Consider the following 20,377-nt stretch of genomic DNA (forward strand, 5'->3'; position numbering starts at 1 on the left):
AGAAATGACTAATTATTAATGGCTAATTATTAAAGTAGTCATAGACTTGTCGAGAAATGGTGCGAATCAGTTTTTCGGCACTGGCATCATTAAAGGGGCGTTTGACCATTACAGAGATAATGTAACGCTTGCCGTTGGGCATTTTTACCAAACCTACATCGGCCAGTAGTCGGCCAAGGGTGCCAGTTTTGTGGGCAATGGTGGCACCATTACCTAGTCCTTGGGGTAATAAGGTGTTGGTCTTAGTTTGGATCATGATATCGATCAGGTCAGTACGAGATTGGGGAGAAATCCACTTACCTTGCTCAAGGTTAAAAATCAAACTAGCTAGTTCTCTTGGGCTAGTGGTGTTTGTTCCTGGCAAATCTGGTAGGGGGTTGCGCAGTACAGTTTTTTTCAAACCCCAAGAGCGGAATCGTTGATTGAGAACTTCGATGCCACCAAGACGTTCAATCAGCATATTCGTAGCCGTGTTATCACTAATGGTGATCATTTTGGTGGCTACTTCCAGAGCTTTGTACTGTTTGCCTGGTTTTTGATATTGCATGTTTCCAGAACCACCAGCAATCATCTCTGGTTTCATGGTTATATATTCATCTAATAAAACTTTGCCTGCATCTACATCCTGAAAGAAAGCAATTAGAATTGGTAACTTAATGGTGCTAGCAGCAGGAAAAATTAGACGGCTATTTGATTCTAGGAAAGCACCGGTATCAAGATCATGGATGAAGATTCCCGGTTGCAATTGGGGGTGTTGCTTTACTAGAGTTTGAATTTGTTTTTGTAAGGGAGATTTGTTCAGCAGCAGGGGTGTCAATTGAGAACTAATTGTCTGACTCAAACTCTGCTGGACTTCAATGGGAGCATTGTCTGTGGTTTTGGTAGATGGTTGGCTAGCAGTACCCAAGCTGGATAATACGGTACCTGCGATCGCTCCGAGACCAATTCCTACAATCAGCAAACGGATAATCAAAATCCAAAGCCGGGTAGAGGAGTTTTCGGAACGGCGTTCTCGGCGAGTTCTCCGAATTTGTACAGATTGATGATTTAGGGTATTGGGGAGGGGTAGGCTAGCCTTTAGTCGGCTTGGTTTGGAGGATTTAGAGGATAAATCAGCAACTAATTGTGGCTGAGGACGTTGCCGAATTGGATTACGAGCATTGGTTATGGTGGGCAAGGATGAGGACGCTGGTGTGGCAAAGGGATTGACTCTTCTACGAAGGTTTGGTAAATGGGGTGTTCGGTATGCTACCCTCAGTTGGGATTGACTGGAGCGAATTGTAGAAGGGTTTGGTGAACGGGATAGACGAGCACGGGTACGGGGGGTAGGTGGCGGGGTTGACCGAGATTTATGTGATTTTGCGGATGAGCTTTGGCGGCGCGCTTTCTGTTTTGGTTGGGATTTGGAGGGTTTAATGTCCTTAGTTTGTGGCTGTTTGCTAACGTGGCGACGCGGGCGGCGGCGGGAGGAGGTTGGTTTCTGTTGTTTTTCCACTGCTGAATCTTAGGCTGAGGTTTACCAGATACATAAAACCCGAAACAATCTGCTAGTTCTCGGAATTTTCTGAGTATGGTCTAATCATAAGGGAGAGAACTTTAATGAATGTAGCGCTATCAAGGTTCCCTTTCAGTTTTTCTTGAGTCTTCCGATTACAGAGTTTTGATCTAGTATCAACAGTTGAAGCGCCCATCTATCACACCTCCAATAGAACCTATGCAAGCCTATTTTAGGACTGGTTTGGTTTTGATGGATCATCTACCCCAGACTTTGGCAAAAATTGTAGCGCCCATTCTACCTGGCGGACCATTCCTCTGAGCATGTTGATCTCTTCTGTGGTGGGGGTTGCTCGGTTTAATAGACGTCGCAGCTTTTCCATCCGTGCTGCTTTGGTATGGGGGTAAAGATAACCAATTTTCAATAGTAGGGCTTCTAGATGGTTAGAGTAGCGTTCTATCAGGTCCAAAGGAGCAGAATCTTGGTAGGGGGGAGCGGGGGATAAGGGTTGACTTGGGACGGGTGATGGCTGGTGTGTACTTTGATAAAGTTGATATTGATAAAGTTCATAACAGCACACTGTTACGGCTTGGGCTAGGTTTAAGACTGGATAGGTGGAACTAGTGGGAATCCGGACAAACCGCTGAGCATGATTGAGTTCATCATTGCTCAATCCCCTAGATTCAGGCCCAAAAATCAGGGCAGAGGTTACGCCAGCTGACAATAACCAGGGTAAGGCGGTTCTGGGATGTTCGAGAGTAGTGGGGATGGCGCGGCTACGAGCGGTGGTTGCGATCGCTCTTTGACACCCGACTAAGCCATCTGGTATGGTTGCTACGACTTGGGCTTTTTCTAAGATATCTACCCCGTGCACTGCCATCTGCTGTGCGTCTTGGCTGAGATGGTCACACTGAGGATTCACTAGCACGAGCTGCGATAACCCCATATTTTTCATCACTCGTGCTACAGAACCCACATTCAATGGACCAGCGGGTTCTACTAAAACAATCCTGACTCCCATATACATTTTCAAGGTTGAAGGTTGTTCTTGCCCAGGCGTCCCTTGTTGGGTAGGTTGAAGGTCACCCTTCAACCACAAAACAGTTGCACCATTTGTGCAAGTTCAAGACTTACGCCAAACTGGGCAACAAACGCGCTGATGTTGTAGGCTGCGTTATTAAGGCACCCTACAGCTAGAGTCCCTTAGAGTCGTTCCGTAAGTCCTGCTCCCTCTTATCCCTGGTGATGGGAATGGTGCTATGTTTGAAGGCAACTTTGGTATTAACCACTTGATATTAACCTGAGTTGGACTCAAGTCTGGACTAAAAATTCCTCTGGATCAGTATTCCAATTTACCCAGCGAATTGCCTCACGGGCTGATTCTACATGAGGCGGCACTCGCATAATGTGAACAAAGTTGGTGCTAGGACAAGTCATCTTGAGTAGAAAAATTGGCTCGATATCGATATCGTTATTAATTTTTAATAGGGTGTATTCTTCCCAGGAATCTAATCGCTGTGCTTCTAGGTCTTGGCAAATTCGGGCGTAACCAATCCCCTCAATCAGGACTCGCCTAAGTTCAGCGTTGGGTTCTTCTAAAAGCCACCCAGCTTGCCACTGCTTGGGGTTGACTTTACCGTATTTTTCTGGTAATTTCACGCCATGATAAGAGTATAAGCTGAATCCATCGGCAAACTCCATGGCTGGCTGTCCTTCTCTATGAAGGCGGTGTTGAGTGTCAAAGGAGAGCTTGGTTGGGCGATCGCAAACGAAGCAGATGTTTTCAAATGGGAACATCCAACTACAGTGTTTGGCTAGGGATTGGAATATTTGCCATGTGGTTTGATGGTGAGGGCAATTTAAGACGGAAATATAAAAGTCAAACCGACTACTGTAAATACTCCAGTATAAGGGTGACATGAATAGTCTCAATTCAGTCCCAAGTTGTTCAAGTACTTGCAAGCCCAGTCGAATTCGCTGTTGACTAACTGTTGAGGTATCTAGTTCATATAACAATTGGTTTTGCAATTGCCTGTGTAGTTGGGTTCCCATGGAAGTGTCCAAGGGTTGCCACAGTTTCTCTTCAAGTTGACGGCTAATCCGTTTAATGTTAAGCTTTTGCCCGAGTTGGTAGAGTAGCTCTTGTTGGAGTTCTTTGCCGAGTTGGGTGTTGAGATGTTGCCGTAGTTGACTGATTAATTGACTCTCTAGTCGTGGCTGGAGTTTACTCTCTAGTTGGCTGTCAATGTGTTGCTGGAGTTGGTTCAGGATAATTTTAAAAAAACCGTAAGGGCTATCACAAAAAACAATATCTGGTACTGGTTTGCCAATGGCTGTATAGGCAGCGTTTATGGCTAGTGTTGCTTCGTGACGATCAATAACTCCAGTTAAAAAAGATAAGTTGTGCCATTTTTCTTGATAAAATGAAATTAAAGTCTCTTGCTCTGGGGTAAGATGTTTTATGTTGGGTTGCCACATATCGCTATATCTGTGTTTTATATTCCCATTTAATCCCGATTTGACAATAGTGCTGAGTGCTGAGTGCTGAGTGCTGAGTGCTGAGTGTAGTAAGTGGGGAAGTGTTTTCATCCAACGGTAGTTAGCTAGGAGTTATGGGATCTAATTAGTTATTCAGGTTAAGCTGGGTGTTTTTATACTAAAGTAGGTTTTTTTGTAACAATTATTCACAAATTAGGTAAGCTCTCAGGTATTAGGTAAGCTCTTAGGTAATGCGCTACGCGCACGCTACGCGAACAGCTATCAGCTTGTGTTTGACTGCTTAGGATTGAGGATTAAATAATATGGCTATTCGGTACATTTTCTGCTAAAATAATAAGTTAAATTAAATAAACCTACTACGTTATATAGCTTTGATATTTTGATAGTTTATTTTTTAGGCTAAATTAGCATACTAATTACGGAAGAACCCCCCTCTAGATCAATCATCGCTGTATTCTACAACGCTAGATTTTTTGAAATTGGTTATAAGATAGCTACGATAAGAAATTACTCGTCGCTAATCACAATTACCAAAGCATGAACTGGTTTACCCTATCCCGCAAACACTGGTCAACTACCAAATTCCTAGCTTTATTCCTCTGTAGCTGTTTCCTAATTATTAGTTGTGGTGGTTCTCCGAGCAATCAACAGACAGGTTCCTCCATCACCAGTAACAGTAATAGACTCACCATCGGTACTACCCTAAAACCGAGAACCCTCGATCCAGCCGATGCCTACGAACTAGCAGCTAGTAACATCCATTACAGCTTAGGCGATCGCCTTTATACCTACAAGCTGGGTACCTCAGAATTAGTGCCACAACTGGCAACTGCTATGCCTACCATCAGCAAGGATGGCTTAACTTATACCATTCCCCTACGCCAAGGTGTAGTCTTTCATGATAACACCCCATTTAACGCTGAAGCCATGGCATTTTCCTTGCGTCGGTTTATCGAAAATGGTGGCAAGCCCTCTTCTCTACTGGAAGGTTTGGTAGATTCGATTGAACCCTCTGGAGAGTACGAACTGACGATTAAAATCAAAAATCCCTTCGCTGCCTTTCCAGCACTGTTAGCTTTTTCTGGAACCTGTGCTGTTTCCCCCAATGCCTATGAAATTGGTAGTGGTAAATTTGAACCGACCAAATTTGTAGGCACTGGTCCTTATAAGCTAGTCAAGTTTAGTCCTAATGGGATTCGCCTAGATGTGTTTGAAGAATATTGGGGTAAAAAACCCCCCAATCAGGGATTAAACGTTCAAATCCTCACCAATTCGGCTAATTTATTCAATTCCATCAAGACCGGTGCTGTAGACATTGGTTATCAAAGTTTAGATCCCGATCAAATCCTCAGTTTGCAAAAAGGAGCAGCTTCTGGTGGTTGGCAAGTCATAGAATCTCCCAGCAATAATATTAACTACATGGTGCTCAATACTCAGATGGCACCCTTGGATAAACCAGAAGTCAGACAAGCGATCGCTGCGATTGTTAATCGTAAACTGATCAACGACCGGGTGCTAAGAAACCAAGCTGCACCAGCCTTTAGTATCATTCCCACTAGCTTTGATGTCTCCAAGCCCACCTTTAAAGACGCCTACGGTGACGGTAATATTGCCAAAGCCAAAGAACTGCTAGCCAAAGCGGGATTTACTAAAGACAATCCGTTGACATTAGAAATTTGGTATTCCTCAGGTTCAGCAACCCGGCAACAACTTGCGAGTCTTCTGAAAGAATATGCTGCCCAGGAACTTGGGGGAATTGTGGAAATCCAGCCCCAAACTGTGGAGTCAGCGAATTTCTTTGGCAATCTAGGTAAGGGAGTTTATCAGAGTGCTTTAGTCGATTGGTATCCTGACTTTTCTGACCCCGATAACTTTATTCAGCCCTTAGTCAGTTGTACTAAAGGTTCGGAAGGGAAAGGGTGTGAAGCCGGAGCCAGTCGTTCTCAAGGATCCTTTTACTATAGCGATCGCATCAATAAACTGATTCAGCAACAGCGTCAGGAATCAGATCCAGCCGCTCGAAAGCAGATTTTTGCTGAGATCCAAGAACTGTTAGCAAAGGATGTACCCTTAATACCCTTATGGCAACCAAAGGAATATGCTTTTGCCCAGTCAGGGTTAAAGAATGTCCAGTTAGACCCAATTCAACAATTGCCACTGTGGGAGATTGATAAGGGAAATTAGGTTAACGGGCTGCCCCCGTGCTTTAAGCCGGGGGAAAGTTCAACCCCCCAAAGTTCTACTTCTGTTGGATTGACAAAATCTTCATTAACTGGTAAGTTTTGGTTAAAACCAATATTAATAGGAATAAAGCCAAGTACAAAAGAACTGAAAAACATCACAGCAACCACATCAAGCTGACTGAAATAATTTTGGTTTGACCCTTGAAAACGACTCATATTGACCTACCTCGTTTTTTTAGCCTTTCTTCTCAGTTTCAACGGGTAATGTAGGTGATCAGGTGTGTTTTCGAATATAGTTTTATTTATAATTTTATGTATAGTTTTATGTATAGTTTTATAATTAAAGTTTATAGGTAAAGCTTGACGCCTATTTTGAGGTCTTAATTTTTCAGCAACAAATAGTATAACTCTCCCGTATCATTAATCAGCCCTGCCCGATTACCTGCTAATTTACCAGTACCCATAAATATATCCACTCGACCCGGCCCTTTAATCGCACTACCAGTATCCTGATCCAACACATAGCGACTGACTAGCCTAGATTCCAACTGACCTACAGCATTGGGATAAGGGATACTAGTCTGGATAAGGGCCAAGGCTCCTGGAGGCATGATAGATTTATCGGTAGCAATCGAGCGCTCAGCCATTACTGGCAAACCAAGACTACCGGTAGCAGGTGCCCCCCTGGTTTCCCGAAAGAACACAAAACTTTTATTGCGGGGTAAATATTGACTCAGTTCCGTCGGTGAAGTGCGGAAATAATCGATCACCGCAGGCAGGGTTAGCCCTTCTAGCTCCATCTTGCCATCGTTAACCAGTTGTCCCCCGATACTAGTGTAGGGATGACTCGTCTTACCGGCATAGCCCACGCTCATCAAGGTGCCATCCGGCATTCTAACTCGCGCTGAACCCTGAACGTGAACCAAAAACGCCTCTAAGCGATCGCGTAACCAAACTAGTTCTTTCCCTCGTAGTGGGCTATTTTTCCCTAAACCATCCCATCCTTCCAATGCCGCACGGGTTGGGTGAGGTTTTTGCCAACGTTGGAAATCAGAAGGTAGTCGGTAAAGGGGATAGCGATACTCAGCACTAGGTGTGCGACTCCCAGCATACACTGGCTCAAAATAACCCGTGAACCCAACAGTTCCCTGATTGTCCTTCCCCACACTCTTGTAAAAGACAAACTCTTGTTGGATGGCTGCTTGCAGCGCTTTAGGAGTAGGGGACTTGATCAGGAGTTGGCGGAAACGGACTAGAGAACGGCGGACGCGATCGCGAGTTACTCCTGGTACGGAATAGTTTTGGTAAGCCTTAGCCGCACTAGGGGTTTTCAGATAACGCAAGCTATTGTCTATCGCCCTCAACATCACTCGCCAGTCCCCTGACTTACCACCAGGACGCTTCCAAAGCTGTTCATCTAAACCCAATGGATCCTGATTGAACTGAACAGTCTCTAGTTGAACCGCTTGCAGCGGAACACTAGCAACTGCAGCACCACTAATCGGTAGGATGGCTATTCCTATGGTCAGGGAAATCCTAGTTAGAGTTTTTCTCATACTTGCCAAGAATTCAATCACCAGCTATTGCCGAGTCAAAGCAGTCAAGCTGCATTAAAAACGTTCGACGCTACCAGAGAAAATAGGTTCCACCCGGATAGCAGCGATCCGAGCAGGACGTACTACCATGTACTCCCCTTGAACATTTTTAATGGGTACGCTAATGAAGTCTTCAGAGTTAGATTTTGGGATAAGTTCGCCACTATACCACTTTTGAAACTCTTTAATTGTGGCAAACCGTACTTCTTCCCGGTGACCACTTGACAAAAGAATGTGAACAGCGTACTCGTCTGGGGTTCTTGGCATCGAAAATTCTCCTTAATCCATCCCAACTATTATCAGCGACCTTGAAGGGGAAGGCAAAAAGTCATTGCTCCAAGTTCAAAGGGATTCCCAATACACCAAATCCCCTTACACCTCCTTTGTCCTTTATCCACCAGTCTTGCTTGAGATTTACAGATTACTTAGATTGATAAATTAAACCGTTTCAGCAAATTTTCCATCACCGTTGGCAACATTTGGCGCAGTTCCTGTGGATTTTGCCAAATCAGCTGCTGGTAGCTAGGCAGATCAAAAGGAAACTGTCCTGGTAAATCTGGTCGCTCCATTTTCACCAGCAAAATCTGTTCCGTCGGCTTAGCCGTTAAAGCATAGCCGATTTCCACACAAACATAGGGACTAGGGATCAGTAACGGTTTGTTTTCCGTTGCTAGACCAGCCACCGGGGTGCCATCAGCAATGAATACCAGACTTTTGCGGATTTTACGCATCTGGGTACTCCCCAGGCGCATTGGTTGACCAATTGGGCGTCGGGATTCTTCTAGGGTTAGGGGTAAACGCGATCGCTGATTAAAGGTGTCTAGGGTATCTGACAGGGTGCTACGCAAAGCCTCACTAGAGGCACTGTATTCAGTCTGGTAACTCACAAAGATTATTGGCGACAGTTGTGCCATTACCTCTCGCTTCGTGAAGTAAATCTCGTGAGAAATCAAGTCAATATTGGAAATGGCATAGCCCCCACTACCTTCTATGTAGAACTCCACCGTTTCCCCTGCTAGGTAGCGCTTAAACCATTCAGAGTTTTTCACATCCTGGCTATCATCCAAAAAATCTGCTCTTAAGCCTGACTTAAGCAAACTATTTTTGCTCAAACGCAGGTCATGGTGGCGTTTCTCCAATTCTTTGATGGGTTCGTATTTCTGGAGATACCAGGCTTTTAGGGCAATAATGGCCATGATGTTTTCTAATAGGCACGGTTTCCCGACGCCCGCAGCTAAAATTCTCGTTTCGGAATTTTAGCAGTAACAGGTGATATCTTCACCACATTCATCCGCCAGATAAGACAGTGCTCGGAAGCGCAGGGCTACCACTTCATCATAGACAGGATTGAGTTTACACAATGGTGGAATCCGAAGTAGAGTGCGATTGAACAGTTTAATCTGCCGTTCAAAAGGACACTGGGCTGGAATTAGTCGGCAGAGACGGTGGGCTAATTTGGGGTTATCAACCTCAATTTGGTTCAGCCACTGCCGTAATGACTCCAGCAGATCAAAAGTCTTCCTGGTCTTGCCGGGTAAGGCAGGAATTGTAACCTTGGAGGAATCTGTTCCTGGGTTAATCCAAACCCGGCTTGTAATGATTAGCTTACTTATTGTATAATCAGATACACTCATGTCTTTTACCTGTGATACTACTAGTAGGCGGTAATCCAGTCGCCTGTAATATAACTACACAAGATATCTTTCTCATACCGGATTGACAGAGGATCATTTTTATGTATATCTTGCCAGAGCAAGATAACACCCCCCCCTCTGCCTGAGGAGAGCCGATATTGGTGGTTATTACAGGCATACCGCCTTTTTTTTGTCCTTACCCTATCACTATTGGAATAGGGTCTCTTCGCCGCTGGAAATCAGCAGCTGATCTTAAAATCGAATTAAATATATATAGTCAATCGACACAAACATGGCTAGGTCAGGAAAAATCCTGGAAAAATCCTATAGATAGCAGTTAGTGTAAACCAGGTAAGCTAATACCCATTTACGCTACTCAATTGCAGCCATTGGTGCGCGATAGTTCCGAGGGACATAAACTGAGCTTTTGGTTTAGTAATCCAGCCTCAGCTCCTTCGCTACAGGGGCATCAGAGTTGATAACTGGCAAGCGCAGCTTTTCCAGTAGCGCGCTTAAAGCATAGTTGACTGTTAAGGGTTAAGCATCAACTGCCAACAAGCTGTGATCAATTCCAATAGATCAGTTTAGTGTGTACCAGCTTATCTGTGAAACTAGCTGATCTGTGTAATTAACTGCATCTACTGATATGCTGCCAAGATCCTTAATGACCAAGCTTGGTCAGTCTTACGGAACTTTGGCAATTTGGCAATAGGGATTGAGTAATCACACTGATTAGAATAACTCATCACACTGATTAGAATAACTCATCAGTGACTCTAATGTCATAAAAAAAAAGACTGACTTCAACATTGAGTTGTTTCCTGAGTGTTGAAGTCAGTCTTTTTGGGAATTAAGAACGAAAATAAGGCAAAAAGGACGCCAAGGGCGAACCTTCACCCTTCTGCTTATGATGCCACCTTGGCAGTAGAGCGCCGACGTCGTGTACCTGTGACCTTAACTGGTGGTTCCTCTGGGGTTTGCAGCAAGAACACCAACAGCGGACGACTTCTGAGTTCCCGGCGAGCTAAACGCTGGAGGTCAGCTTGAATTTGCTTTTGCAAGCCTTCCCAATCAATTTCCGTCGGTTTCCCTGTCAAGGATTTATCAAAATCTGACCAGCGATCGCTTAATGTCCGTTCAATTCTTTTGATCACCAACTGTTGCAGGAGGGATGTTTCTAACGGTGAGACCACACCCCGCAGATGAATTTCTGGCTTGGCAAGGAGTTTGCCATCCCAACTGATTGCTGCAGCTACAGTCACTACTCCATCTCCAGCCAACTGCTGACGTTCTTTCATAACATTGTCATGAACAATACCAGTGCGGTCTACCAGTTCAATACCTGAGGGGACATTACCTGTAATACTAATGCTGTCCTCAGATAACTCCACTACATCCCCATTGTCGGTAATCACAGTATTTTCCACAGGGATACCCATACTATGAGCCATCAAGGCATGTTTAACTAGCATCCGATGTTCACCATGCACCGGCATAAAGAATTTTGGTCGTGTTAGAGCCAACATCAGTTTATGGTCTTCCTGAGCACCGTGACCAGAAACATGAATGCCATGCTTACGACCATACACTACATTGGCTCCCAGCTTCATTAACCGATCAATGGTATTCACCACCGCAATCGTATTACCAGGAATGGGGTTGGCAGAGAAGACAACTGTGTCCCCTGCTTGGATTTGAATTTCCCGGTGTTCCCCTTTAGAAATCCGAGTCATTGCGGCTAGCGGTTCCCCTTGAGAACCCGTTGTCAGAATCAGGATTTTTTCTGGCGCTATATTTTTAATTGCTTTTAACGGCTCAAACAAGTTATCTGGGCATTTAATGTAACCCAGGCTACGAGCGTGGGCAATCACATTCAGCATGGAACGACCCACAATTGCCACCTTCCGGTTTTGTTTTTGGGCGATATCCAGGACTATACTTATCCGGTGAACTGAGGAGGCAAAGGTAGTCACTAGGACTCGTCCTGGTGCTTGGGCAATGGCCCGTTCTAGATTCGGATAAACCGAACGTTCAGATGGAGTATGTCCGGGAACTTCGGCGTTAGTCGAGTCACTCATCAAGCACAAGACCCCTTTTTCCCCATGTTCCGCTAGTGTTTGGAAATCGAAGAATTCTCCATCGACAGGGGTATGGTCAACTTTGAAATCACCTGTATGGATAATCACACCCACTGGCGTATGAATGGCAATGGTAAAGCTATCAGCAATTGAGTGAGTGTTGCGAATAAATTCTACAAGGAATGAAGAACCGATATGTACCGTTTCACGGGGCATTACAGGTTTCAATTCCGTGTGATCAGCTACACCAGCTTCTTCTAGCTTGCCTTGAAGTAATGCCATGGCTAAGCGGGGTCCATAAATCACGGGAATATCAAACTGCTTTAAATGATAGGGAATGCCACCAATATGGTCTTCATGACCGTGAGTGACAATCATGCCCTTGATTTTGTGACGATTTTCCCGTAAATAGGTCATATCGGGGAGGACGATATTAATTCCATGCATCTCATCATTAGGAAAGCCAATCCCAGCATCTAAGAGCAGGATTTCGTCATTGAATTCAAAAACACAAGTGTTCTTGCCAATTTCATGGAGTCCGCCTAGGGGAATAATTTTTAAAGCTGGTTTAGATGTTTGCTTAGTCATTTTAATCCTCGGGGGGTTTTTGATAGTAAAAATTTGATAAAAGTGATACCAATTACCTTTTTAATATAGATATAAATTACACATATAAAGCAATGATGTATAGCTTTTTATGCTAAAATCATTATTAGCAAATAAACGTGAAAATAATAGGAAATAAAATAATATAAAATAAAAAAATAGTAAAAAATTAGGGATAAAGGAAGCCAAAATTCAATCAACCCTTTATAGCTAACTAATCTCCCTCGCAATCCCTAACATAGTCTTCGCTAAGCAGTCATTCATCTTTCCTCCCTTACAAAGCGAAGATAGATCTGATCAAAGGTAATTGTTACCAAAAAATGAGTACTGATTTAAATTAAATCCAGCTCAATTAGAACCTCCTTTAAACGGGATTTTAATTCAGAGGGTAGTTCGCACAGGGGTGAGCGAAAACTACCCACCTGCCAACCTTGAAGTTCTAGTGCTGTTTTGATCGGGATAGGATTGGTAGTACAAAAGAGTACTTTAAATAAGGGAAAAAGCTTGAGGTGAATTTGAGTAGCCTCGGTAGTTTTACCCTCCTCAAAAGCTTGAATCATCTGTTGGATTTGGGAGCCAACCAGATGACTGGCTACACTAACTACACCTGCTCCTCCTAGTGCCAGGGTGGCTAGGGTAAAGGAGTCATCGCCAGAATAGATGGCAAAATCTGGTGGGGTTAAACGCCTAATTTGACTAGTCTGTTCAAAGTCGCTACTAGCCTCTTTGAGAGCTACGATATTAGGAATTTGGGCTAAACGAGCAATCGTCTCCGGTTGGAGATTTTGTCCTGTGCGACCCGGTACATTGTAGAGCATCAGGGGAAAGTCAGGACTCGATTTTGCGATCGCTTGGAAATGTTGGTATAGTCCTGACTGTGGCGGTTTATTGTAATACGGTACAACTTGTAATGATCCATCTAACCCTAGTTTAGCAGCTTTTTCAGTAGCAGCGATCGCTTCTTCTGTAGAATTTGAACCCGTTCCAACAATTACCTTGGCTTTACCTGCAACTGCTTTTTGGACTACTTGGAATAGCTGGTACTCTTCATCCCAGGTAAGGGTAGGAGATTCCCCAGTCGTACCACATACGACCAAAGTATCTGTCCCATTGTCAACCAAATGAGCTGCTAAGTGCTCTGCCACAGCATAATTGACGCTGCTATCTTCCCTAAACGGCGTAATCATCGCCGTTAGCACACGTCCAAAATTGACCACCCTTTTCTAACTCCTCATTAATTATTGGTCATTGGTCATTGGTCATTATTCATTAGTCATTATTCATTAGTCATTGGTGTAGCTTCTGTGCCAGAATACTTTTTGCGAGCGACAAAGGACTTTTGACAAAACCCGACAAAGGACTAAGAACTAGGGACTAAGGACTTTAGCCAATTTTTGGCTACCAATAACTCAGCAATTTGCACTGCATTCAAGGCAGCACCCTTACGAATCTGGTCTCCACTCAACCAAATTTCTAGACCACAAGGGTGAGAAAGGTCTTGTCGAATCCTACCCACTAGTACTTCGTCATTACCGGACGCATCAATAGGCATAGGGAAGTAGTTCGCCTGCCAATCTTCTACTAGTTTTACTCCAGGGGCAGTGGCTAATATTTCTCTTGCCTGAGCCACTGGCATGGGTTGGTCGAATTCTAAGTTAACTGCTTCTGAGTGAGCACGCAGTACGGGAACCCGTACACAGGTAGCACTAATTTTTAACTGTGGAGCATTAAATATTTTGCGGGTTTCATTGACCATCTTCATTTCTTCCTGACAGTACCCCTGCTCATTTAAAGGGGAGTTGTGGGGGAACAAGTTAAATGCCAGGGGATAAGGAAAGCTTTCTGTTGGTGGCGTTCCTCCTTCCAAAATTGCCTGAGTCTGTAATTTTAATTCTTCCATTGCTTTCATTCCAGCACCACTAGCGGATTGATAAGTAGCTACCACTATGCGTTTTACTGGCTGTACCTGATGTAATGGCCATACTGCCATACCCATTAAAATCGTAGTGCAATTGGGATTCGCAATAATTCCTTGATGATTTGCTGCTGCCTCTGGATTGATTTCCGGAATCACTAGAGGCACTTGTGGATCCATCCGAAAGGCACTGGAGTTATCAATGACCACTGCACCACTTTTTACAGCAATAGCCGCCCAAGCTTTCGACGTTGCCCCCCCAGCTGATGCTAAGACCAAATCTACCTTATCAAAAGAGTGCTCTCCCACCGCTTCCACTGGTAACTTTTCTCCCTGAAAGGGGATGACACGACCAGCAGAGCGGGGTGAGGCTAACAGCTTAAGGTCAGCCAGTGGGAAGTTTCGGCTTTGCAAGAGTAACCGTAGTTCTTCACCTACGGCACCCGTTGCGCCTAAGATGGCAACGCGAACTTGACTAGACAAATGACTTTCCTCCACTCATTCAATTCAACATAGTAAATATTTTGATAATTTCATCAGTGCATTCTTTAAGAGTATCTAAATTTTTTTTCCCTTACTAGGTATTTAACCTCTGATAACGGTTCGCTATAGCAGGGTAAGCGAAATAAAAATTGATCCAAAATGTGATATGGCCCAAGGGTTATGACCATAATAAGCCTTGATTCTCAGTACTATTGCACTTTTGTCTCAATATTGTTGATAATAATGCCTCCTTATTGATTCTTGGCCTTACCCTGTTCCCTATCTTCCCTTGGCGTCTTAATAAAATGCCTGGAATTACCACATAAATAATAAACTTATCAATTAGCGCGAGTGTAATCGCTCACACTGCCCTATTTAGCCCGGGCCAGAGTCATCGACTGGCGTGTTAGGTACACTTAAAAAGCTCTGATCGACTAAGAGCTGGCTTAAAGGCTGTAGTAACCACCTATAGATAGTTCTGTCTACTGCCGTAAAGGAACTGGTAGATGTGCTTCACGCTTTACTGGTTGTTAGGATCAGCATACCATAATTGCTTTGGATTCTCCCGTCTAGTTCAATCCGAAGTAGAGGTTGTCCATCTGTATCGATACTCGATAACGGTTAATGTTCACCTCTACTCCTTTGGAGATCGGCGTTTTGACTCAAACCCCTTGAGAAATTCGTGGCTAGCGACTTTGTTGCCAAACCCCCTGATGGCGCGTCGGCTAGGGCAACTAGTGCATGTGGATAAATACCTTGGCTGAAACAATGTAAATCTTTTTGGTGAATTTTGTTGGTCGAAGCAGGCAACACCTAAAGTAATATAGGAGTCCCCAGGTCGAATCTTTGATTCAGCCTGGTTGATTATCCACTGTCCCGACTCATTAAACAATTAACTCTTCACACCCAAGCGTCAATGAAAGTAACTCAGGAAAAACTTCCCGCTAGCCAGGTTGGTCTGAAAATTGAAATTCCGGCTGAAACGACCAAACAAGCCTATGAAAAGGTTTTACAGAACCTTTCCCGCACCGTCAAAATTCCTGGGTTTCGCCAAGGTAAGGTACCCCGTCAGGTTTTGCTACAACGTCTTGGTGCCCAACAGGTAAAAGCTGCTGCCATCGAAGAGTTGCTAGACAGTAGTCTAAAGCAGGCGATTGAGCAAGCCCAAATTGAGGCACTAGGGAACTATAATTTAACCTCTACCTTAGAAGATTTGCTCAGCCAGTTCAAACCAGGGGAACCCCTAACCTTCACCGCATCGGTCGATGTGCCACCATTGGTTAATTTAGGGGAATACAATGGCTTAAGTGTGACAGCTGAGGAAACTAAGGTTGAACCGGATGCCGTCGAGAATTTTCTCGAAGAACGGCGTGTTGAGCAGGCTACCCTAGTACCAGTGGAATCACGCCCAGCTCAGATGGGAGATGTGGTCGTGGTGGATTATGTCGGTCGATTTACTGGTGATAGCGAAGAGGATGAAGGCTCAGTAATACCTAACGGTGAGGCTAAGGATTTTGAAATTGAACTTGGGGAAGGCAAGTTCCTAGAGGACATTCTTCAAGGCATCGTTGGTATGAATCCTGATCAGAATAAAGAAGTACCAGTAACGTTTCCTGAAGATTACCCCCTAGAAGATTTAGCTGGCAAGTCGTCGGTCTTTAGCATCACCCTAAAAGAAATCAAGGAAAAAGAGCTGCCAGAGTTAGATGACGACTTCGCTCAAGAAGTTAGTGATCAAGAAACCTTGGCAGAGTTACGGGAATATTTACAGCAGGAGTTTCAGGAAAAAGCTGATCAAGAAACGCAAGCCAGCAAGGAGGAGGCTTTAATCAACGCTCTCCTGGAAAAGGTTGAAGTTGAATTGCCTGAAACGCTAATTGACCAGGAACTCCAAACAATTTTGACCCAAACAGCGATCCAGATGCAACAGTTGGGAATGGATGTCAAAAGGCTGTTTACCGAAGAGAATCTACCACAGCTGCGAGAAAGATCACGTCCTGATGCCATCCAAAGCCTCCGACAATCCCTAGCCCTTAAGGAAATAGCTACACGTGAATCCCTAACCGTTGAAGAGTCGGAAATAGAAGCGAAAAGTAAAGAATTGATGAAGGAGTTGGCTGGTCAAGAGGTAGATCCGGATCGGCTGAGGGAATTCGTCGAGTCCGATTTGCTCAAACTCAAAGCCATTAAATGGTTAGAAGATCACGGTACTATAGAGCTGGTTCCCAAAGGAACCATCACCGAAGAAGAAGAAACTGAAGCAGAAGACACGGCCGTTACAGTAACCGAACTAGAAACAACCGATGCGGCTTCCCAGACCATTGAAGTACCAGCTGAACCAGTTTCTGAGTAAATCCTAGAGTTGGCCTTGTTGGTGATTTGCCCAGGGGAAGTGGTAGTGAGTGGCTAAGCTGTTGCGGATTTAACTTTCATAATTCTGAGGCTGAAACCCAAGGCTCAGCTTAGATTGCTTAGAATAAACACACCTTAGCTCAACAGCTTAGGCTTGTAGATAAGCCTCAACTCTCTAACCGTAAACTCTTGCACCAACAAGCAAACAGTTAAGGCATAATAGTTTCTATAGAGACTTTGACTTTATGCCTATTCGTGCCCTTGTTAGATAGCACCTTTATTAATAAATCGAGAGGTCTTGACGAGTTGTATCCTATGCTGCAATCTGTGTCCCCTCATTCCTCAATCACCAGCTTAAGTTCTCTAGACCAATACCAAATCACCTCCAGTAGTACTGTTGTACCAATGGTGGTAGAGCAGTCTGGAATGGGAGAACGAGCATTTGACATTTATTCGCGGCTGCTGCGAGAACGCATTGTCTTTTTGGGAACCCAGGTCGATGATGTGGTAGCTGACTCAATTGTTGCCCAGCTGTTATACCTAGAAGCTGAAGACGAGGAAAAGGATATCCAATTGTATATCAACTCCCCAGGTGGCTCGGTAACTGCAGGGATGGCAATATATGATACGATGCAGCAAGTGCGCCCTGATGTGGTTACCATCTGCTATGGCTTAGCTGCTAGTATGGGCGCATTTCTCCTAGCAGGGGGAGCTGCTGGTAAACGGATGGCATTGCCCAATTCTCGGATTATGATTCACCAGCCCCTAGGCGGTGCTCAGGGACAAGCGGTGGATATAGAAATCCAAGCTAGGGAAATTCTATACCACAAGCAAACCCTTAACCAATTACTGGCTAATCACACCGGTCAACCGGTGGAGCAAATTGCCGAAGATACCGAACGCGACTTTTTCATGTCAGCGGCGGAAGCTAAAGACTATGGTTTAATTGACCAGGTGATCTCCCGGCAGAATCTTCCTAACCAGGAAGCAGCTGTCGCTTCTATCTAGAAAGAGGCTTCTTATGTCTAAATACGACTCCCATCTAAAATGTTCCTTCTGCGGTAAGTCTCAAGAGCAAGTACGCAAATTAATTGCTGGCCCCGGAGTCTATATTTGTGATGAGTGTGTTGATTTATGTAATGAAATTTTAGATGAGGAGTTACTTGATTCCGGTGCGCCTGCTCCCCAGCCTGCTCCTCGACCAGAACCTGCCAAGAAACGTCGTCCCCGTGCCAACCGCATTTCCATGAATCAGATTCCCAAACCCAGGGAAATTAAACGGTATCTAGATGACCATGTGATTGGTCAGGAGGAAGCCAAAAAAGTTCTGTCAGTTGCTGTGTACAACCACTACAAGCGCCTAAGCTTGCTCCAATCTAAAGCTCAGGGTCAGGGTCAGGGAATAATCGATGATGGCATAGAGCTACAAAAGTCCAACATTCTTCTAATTGGTCCTACTGGTTGTGGTAAAACATTACTCGCCCAAACCTTAGCCAAAATATTAGATGTGCCTTTTGCTGTGGCAGATGCCACAACCCTGACAGAAGCTGGTTATGTTGGCGAAGATGTAGAAAACATCTTACTGCGACTATTGCAAGTGGCAGATCTGGATGTGGAGGAAGCCCAGCGAGGGATTATCTATATCGATGAAATCGATAAGGTAGCCCGCAAGAGTGAAAATCCCTCCATTACCAGGGATGTTTCTGGGGAAGGAGTCCAGCAAGCATTACTGAAAATGCTAGAAGGAACAATTGCTAATGTCCCGCCTCAAGGTGGACGCAAACATCCTTATCAAGACTGCATTCAGATTGACACCAGCAATATTCTGTTTATTTGCGGTGGTGCGTTTGTTGGTTTGGATAAGGTGGTTGAGCAACGCCTAGGCAAGCGTTCCATGGGATTTATTCAGCCTGGAGAGAATCAGTCGAAGGAAAAGCGCACAGCAGATATTCTGCGACACTTGCAGCCAGATGACTTGGTGAAATTCGGCATGATTCCTGAGTTCATTGGTCGCATACCAATGGTAGCGGTCATTGAACCCCTGGATGAGGAAGCCCTGATGGCAATTTTGACAGAACCCAAGAATGCACTGGTCAAACAGTATATGAAGCTGTTGAAGATGGACAATGTTAACTTGGAGTTTATGCCAGATGCAATTCGAGCGCTGGCCCAGGAAGCTTACCGTCGTAAAACTGGTGCTAGGGCGTTAAGGGGCATTGTGGAAGAATTGATGCTGGAAGTGATGTACGAGTTGCCTTCTCGTAAGGATGTCACTCGCTGTACAATCACTAGGGAAATGGTAGAGAAGCGCTCCACTGCTGAACTATTGGTTCATCCTTCTTCATTGCCAAAGCCAGAATCAGCATAGTAGTAGCATAGTAGTAATTTTTCATTTGTCATTGGTCAAAATAAAATTTATTGCTTGTTAATTGTTGATTGTTAATTGTTGATTATTAATTTTTGATTGTTGATTTTCAATTAACAAAGGACAAAGGTCGAAAAATGCCTTACATTCAAATTCGGGGTGTAGAACACTACTATGAATGGGTAAAGAAGTCAACAGCTTGTGGAAATAAACCTGTGATGGTATTTATCCATGGCTGGTGTGGTTCGTCTCGCTACTGGGAAAGTACCGCTAAAGCTCTATCCAATACCTTTGACTGCCTCCTATATGACCTAAAGGGGTTTGGTAGGTCAAAATTACCCCAACAGGGGACAAACTTGACCTATGAGATGGAGGACTATGCTGAAGATTTAGCGGTGTTGTTAGATACCCTGGGAGTTAGTCGTATCTATATCAATGCCCACTCCCTAGGCGCATCTGCTGCTACCATGTTTCTCAATCGTTATCCTGAGCGGGTTGAGCAGGCAATTTTGAATAATAGCGGTGTTTTTGATTATGACGAGAAATCCTTCACCGCTTTTCACAAAGTTGGTGAGTTAGTAGTAAAGTTCCGCCCCGGTTGGTTGTTAAATATTCCCTTGGCCAGTACACTGTTCATGATGCGATTTTTGCACCATCCCCTACCTAGGGCAGTGAGCCGGGATTTTTTGGCAGATTACCTAATGGCAGATCATGAGGCAGCTTTGGGAACAATGCTGACTGCGGTTAGTAAGTATGCGGCGGAGGTAATGCCTAATAAGTTTGCTCAGTTAAAGGTGCCAACCCTGCTAGTTTCTGGTGAATACGACAAAATTATTCCTTCAGCACTAGGACGTAGAGCATCACAATTAAGTCAAAAAGTCAAGTATGTTGAAATTCCTGATACAGCTCACTTTCCGATGTTGGAGGCTCCAGGGATTTATCTAGAGCAGGTGCGGGAGTTTATTTGTGTTAGCTGAGGCTTGAGTTTATTTGTGTTAGCTGAGGCTTAAAGAAATTACTACTCTTCGGGGGAAATAAGTGGTTATTGCTCATAAAACTGAACACCAGAGGAATAGCTTAAAAAATCAGGAAACCCCCAAGCTGTAAAAGCTGGGGGCGGTGATCAGGGTGCATCTACTACTTCCTTATTCGAGTAGGTATGACGCTTCTCC

Annotated in this window: 16 protein-coding genes; 5 read left to right on the forward strand and 11 right to left on the reverse strand. The window is 44.4% G+C overall.

Translation table 11 applies throughout. The features are described 5' to 3' along the window. Positions 1 to 22: 22 nt before the first annotated feature. From F6K37_RS00100 to F6K37_RS00110, 3 genes are all read right to left on the reverse strand, one after another. Positions 23 to 1,495, reverse strand: a complete 1,473-nt coding sequence (locus F6K37_RS00100; RefSeq protein WP_287247391.1) for a serine hydrolase — start codon at positions 1,493 to 1,495, stop codon at positions 23 to 25. A gap of 232 nt (positions 1,496 to 1,727) precedes the next feature. Further along, positions 1,728 to 2,522 carry an RNA methyltransferase gene (locus F6K37_RS00105; protein WP_044493650.1) on the reverse strand — a complete coding sequence of 265 codons (795 nt, stop codon included), beginning with the start codon at positions 2,520 to 2,522 and terminating at the stop codon, positions 1,728 to 1,730. 284 nt (positions 2,523 to 2,806) lie between these two features. After that, on the reverse strand, positions 2,807 to 3,973 hold the full coding sequence (locus F6K37_RS00110) for a DUF6745 domain-containing protein (protein WP_287247393.1): 1,167 nt from the start codon (positions 3,971 to 3,973) through the stop codon (positions 2,807 to 2,809). Positions 3,974 to 4,531: 558 nt separating this feature from the next. Here F6K37_RS00110 and F6K37_RS00115 point away from each other — a divergent pair. Continuing rightward, positions 4,532 to 6,178: an ABC transporter substrate-binding protein gene (locus F6K37_RS00115; RefSeq protein ID WP_008185781.1), complete on the forward strand. Its 1,647-nt coding sequence runs from the start codon at positions 4,532 to 4,534 to the stop codon at positions 6,176 to 6,178. Here F6K37_RS00115 and F6K37_RS00120 read toward each other — a convergent pair. The 8 genes from F6K37_RS00120 to F6K37_RS00155 form a co-directional block, all read right to left on the reverse strand. After that, complete coding sequence (locus tag F6K37_RS00120; protein ID WP_008185779.1) at positions 6,175 to 6,393, reverse strand: hypothetical protein; 219 nt, start codon at positions 6,391 to 6,393, stop codon at positions 6,175 to 6,177. The genes F6K37_RS00115 and F6K37_RS00120 overlap by 4 nt on opposite strands. Before the next feature lie 164 nt (positions 6,394 to 6,557). Continuing rightward, the gene (mltA, locus tag F6K37_RS00125) at positions 6,558 to 7,733 is read right to left on the reverse strand and encodes a murein transglycosylase A (protein WP_287247396.1); all 1,176 of its coding nucleotides are present in this window, start codon (positions 7,731 to 7,733) and stop codon (positions 6,558 to 6,560) included. A 54-nt stretch (positions 7,734 to 7,787) separates the two neighbouring features. Beyond that, entirely contained in the window at positions 7,788 to 8,039 is a 252-nt protein-coding gene (locus F6K37_RS00130; RefSeq protein ID WP_008185775.1) for a hypothetical protein, read from the reverse strand. A 158-nt stretch (positions 8,040 to 8,197) separates the two neighbouring features. Beyond that, positions 8,198 to 8,968: a hypothetical protein gene (locus tag F6K37_RS00135; protein ID WP_287247398.1), complete on the reverse strand. Its 771-nt coding sequence runs from the start codon at positions 8,966 to 8,968 to the stop codon at positions 8,198 to 8,200. 60 nt (positions 8,969 to 9,028) lie between these two features. Then, positions 9,029 to 9,406 carry a Mo-dependent nitrogenase C-terminal domain-containing protein gene (locus F6K37_RS00140; RefSeq protein ID WP_008185771.1) on the reverse strand — a complete coding sequence of 126 codons (378 nt, stop codon included), beginning with the start codon at positions 9,404 to 9,406 and terminating at the stop codon, positions 9,029 to 9,031. Positions 9,407 to 10,311: 905 nt separating this feature from the next. Further along, complete coding sequence (locus F6K37_RS00145; protein WP_008185769.1) at positions 10,312 to 12,072, reverse strand: ribonuclease J; 1,761 nt, start codon at positions 12,070 to 12,072, stop codon at positions 10,312 to 10,314. Between the two features lie 350 nt (positions 12,073 to 12,422). Further along, positions 12,423 to 13,307: a 4-hydroxy-tetrahydrodipicolinate synthase gene (gene dapA / locus F6K37_RS00150; RefSeq protein WP_044493598.1), complete on the reverse strand. Its 885-nt coding sequence runs from the start codon at positions 13,305 to 13,307 to the stop codon at positions 12,423 to 12,425. Positions 13,308 to 13,450: 143 nt separating this feature from the next. Further along, positions 13,451 to 14,488, reverse strand: coding sequence for an aspartate-semialdehyde dehydrogenase (locus F6K37_RS00155; RefSeq protein WP_044493596.1), 1,038 nt, complete (start codon positions 14,486 to 14,488; stop codon positions 13,451 to 13,453). A 916-nt stretch (positions 14,489 to 15,404) separates the two neighbouring features. Between F6K37_RS00155 and tig the strand changes: the two genes are divergently transcribed. The 4 genes from tig to F6K37_RS00175 all read left to right on the forward strand — a co-directional run bounded on the left by tig (position 15,405) and on the right by F6K37_RS00175 (position 20,182). Continuing rightward, a complete protein-coding gene (gene tig, locus F6K37_RS00160; protein ID WP_008185761.1) occupies positions 15,405 to 16,841 on the forward strand; it encodes a trigger factor in 1,437 nt (478 codons plus the stop codon). Positions 16,842 to 17,155: 314 nt separating this feature from the next. Beyond that, positions 17,156 to 17,848 carry an ATP-dependent Clp endopeptidase proteolytic subunit ClpP gene (gene clpP / locus F6K37_RS00165; RefSeq protein WP_008185759.1) on the forward strand — a complete coding sequence of 231 codons (693 nt, stop codon included), beginning with the start codon at positions 17,156 to 17,158 and terminating at the stop codon, positions 17,846 to 17,848. Positions 17,849 to 17,861: 13 nt separating this feature from the next. Beyond that, positions 17,862 to 19,208 (forward strand): ATP-dependent protease ATP-binding subunit ClpX, encoded by a 1,347-nt coding sequence (clpX, locus tag F6K37_RS00170; RefSeq protein WP_008185758.1) that lies wholly within the window; start codon positions 17,862 to 17,864, stop codon positions 19,206 to 19,208. Positions 19,209 to 19,342: 134 nt separating this feature from the next. Continuing rightward, entirely contained in the window at positions 19,343 to 20,182 is an 840-nt protein-coding gene (locus F6K37_RS00175) for an alpha/beta fold hydrolase (protein WP_044493593.1), read from the forward strand. The last annotated feature ends 195 nt before the right edge of the window (positions 20,183 to 20,377 follow it).

Source organism: Moorena sp. SIO4E2 (genome assembly GCF_010671945.1).
Classification (GTDB): domain Bacteria; phylum Cyanobacteriota; class Cyanobacteriia; order Cyanobacteriales; family Coleofasciculaceae; genus Moorena; species Moorena producens.

Excerpts from the sequence above, each read along its gene's own strand:
- F6K37_RS00105 (WP_044493650.1), bottom strand. The coding sequence starts at position 2,522 with ATGTATATGGGAGTCAGGATTGTTTTAGTAGAACCCGCTGGTCCATTG.
- F6K37_RS00110 (WP_287247393.1), bottom strand. The coding sequence starts at position 3,973 with ATGTGGCAACCCAACATAAAACATCTTACCCCAGAGCAAGAGACTTTA.
- F6K37_RS00115 (WP_008185781.1), top strand. The coding sequence starts at position 4,532 with ATGAACTGGTTTACCCTATCCCGCAAACACTGGTCAACTACCAAATTC.
- F6K37_RS00120 (WP_008185779.1), bottom strand. The coding sequence starts at position 6,393 with ATGAGTCGTTTTCAAGGGTCAAACCAAAATTATTTCAGTCAGCTTGAT.
- mltA (WP_287247396.1), bottom strand. The coding sequence starts at position 7,733 with ATGAGAAAAACTCTAACTAGGATTTCCCTGACCATAGGAATAGCCATC.
- F6K37_RS00130 (WP_008185775.1), bottom strand. The coding sequence starts at position 8,039 with ATGCCAAGAACCCCAGACGAGTACGCTGTTCACATTCTTTTGTCAAGT.
- F6K37_RS00135 (WP_287247398.1), bottom strand. The coding sequence starts at position 8,968 with ATGGCCATTATTGCCCTAAAAGCCTGGTATCTCCAGAAATACGAACCC.
- F6K37_RS00140 (WP_008185771.1), bottom strand. The coding sequence starts at position 9,406 with ATGAGTGTATCTGATTATACAATAAGTAAGCTAATCATTACAAGCCGG.
- F6K37_RS00145 (WP_008185769.1), bottom strand. The coding sequence starts at position 12,072 with ATGACTAAGCAAACATCTAAACCAGCTTTAAAAATTATTCCCCTAGGC.
- tig (WP_008185761.1), top strand. The coding sequence starts at position 15,405 with ATGAAAGTAACTCAGGAAAAACTTCCCGCTAGCCAGGTTGGTCTGAAA.
- clpP (WP_008185759.1), top strand. The coding sequence starts at position 17,156 with ATGCTGCAATCTGTGTCCCCTCATTCCTCAATCACCAGCTTAAGTTCT.
- clpX (WP_008185758.1), top strand. The coding sequence starts at position 17,862 with ATGTCTAAATACGACTCCCATCTAAAATGTTCCTTCTGCGGTAAGTCT.
- F6K37_RS00175 (WP_044493593.1), top strand. The coding sequence starts at position 19,343 with ATGCCTTACATTCAAATTCGGGGTGTAGAACACTACTATGAATGGGTA.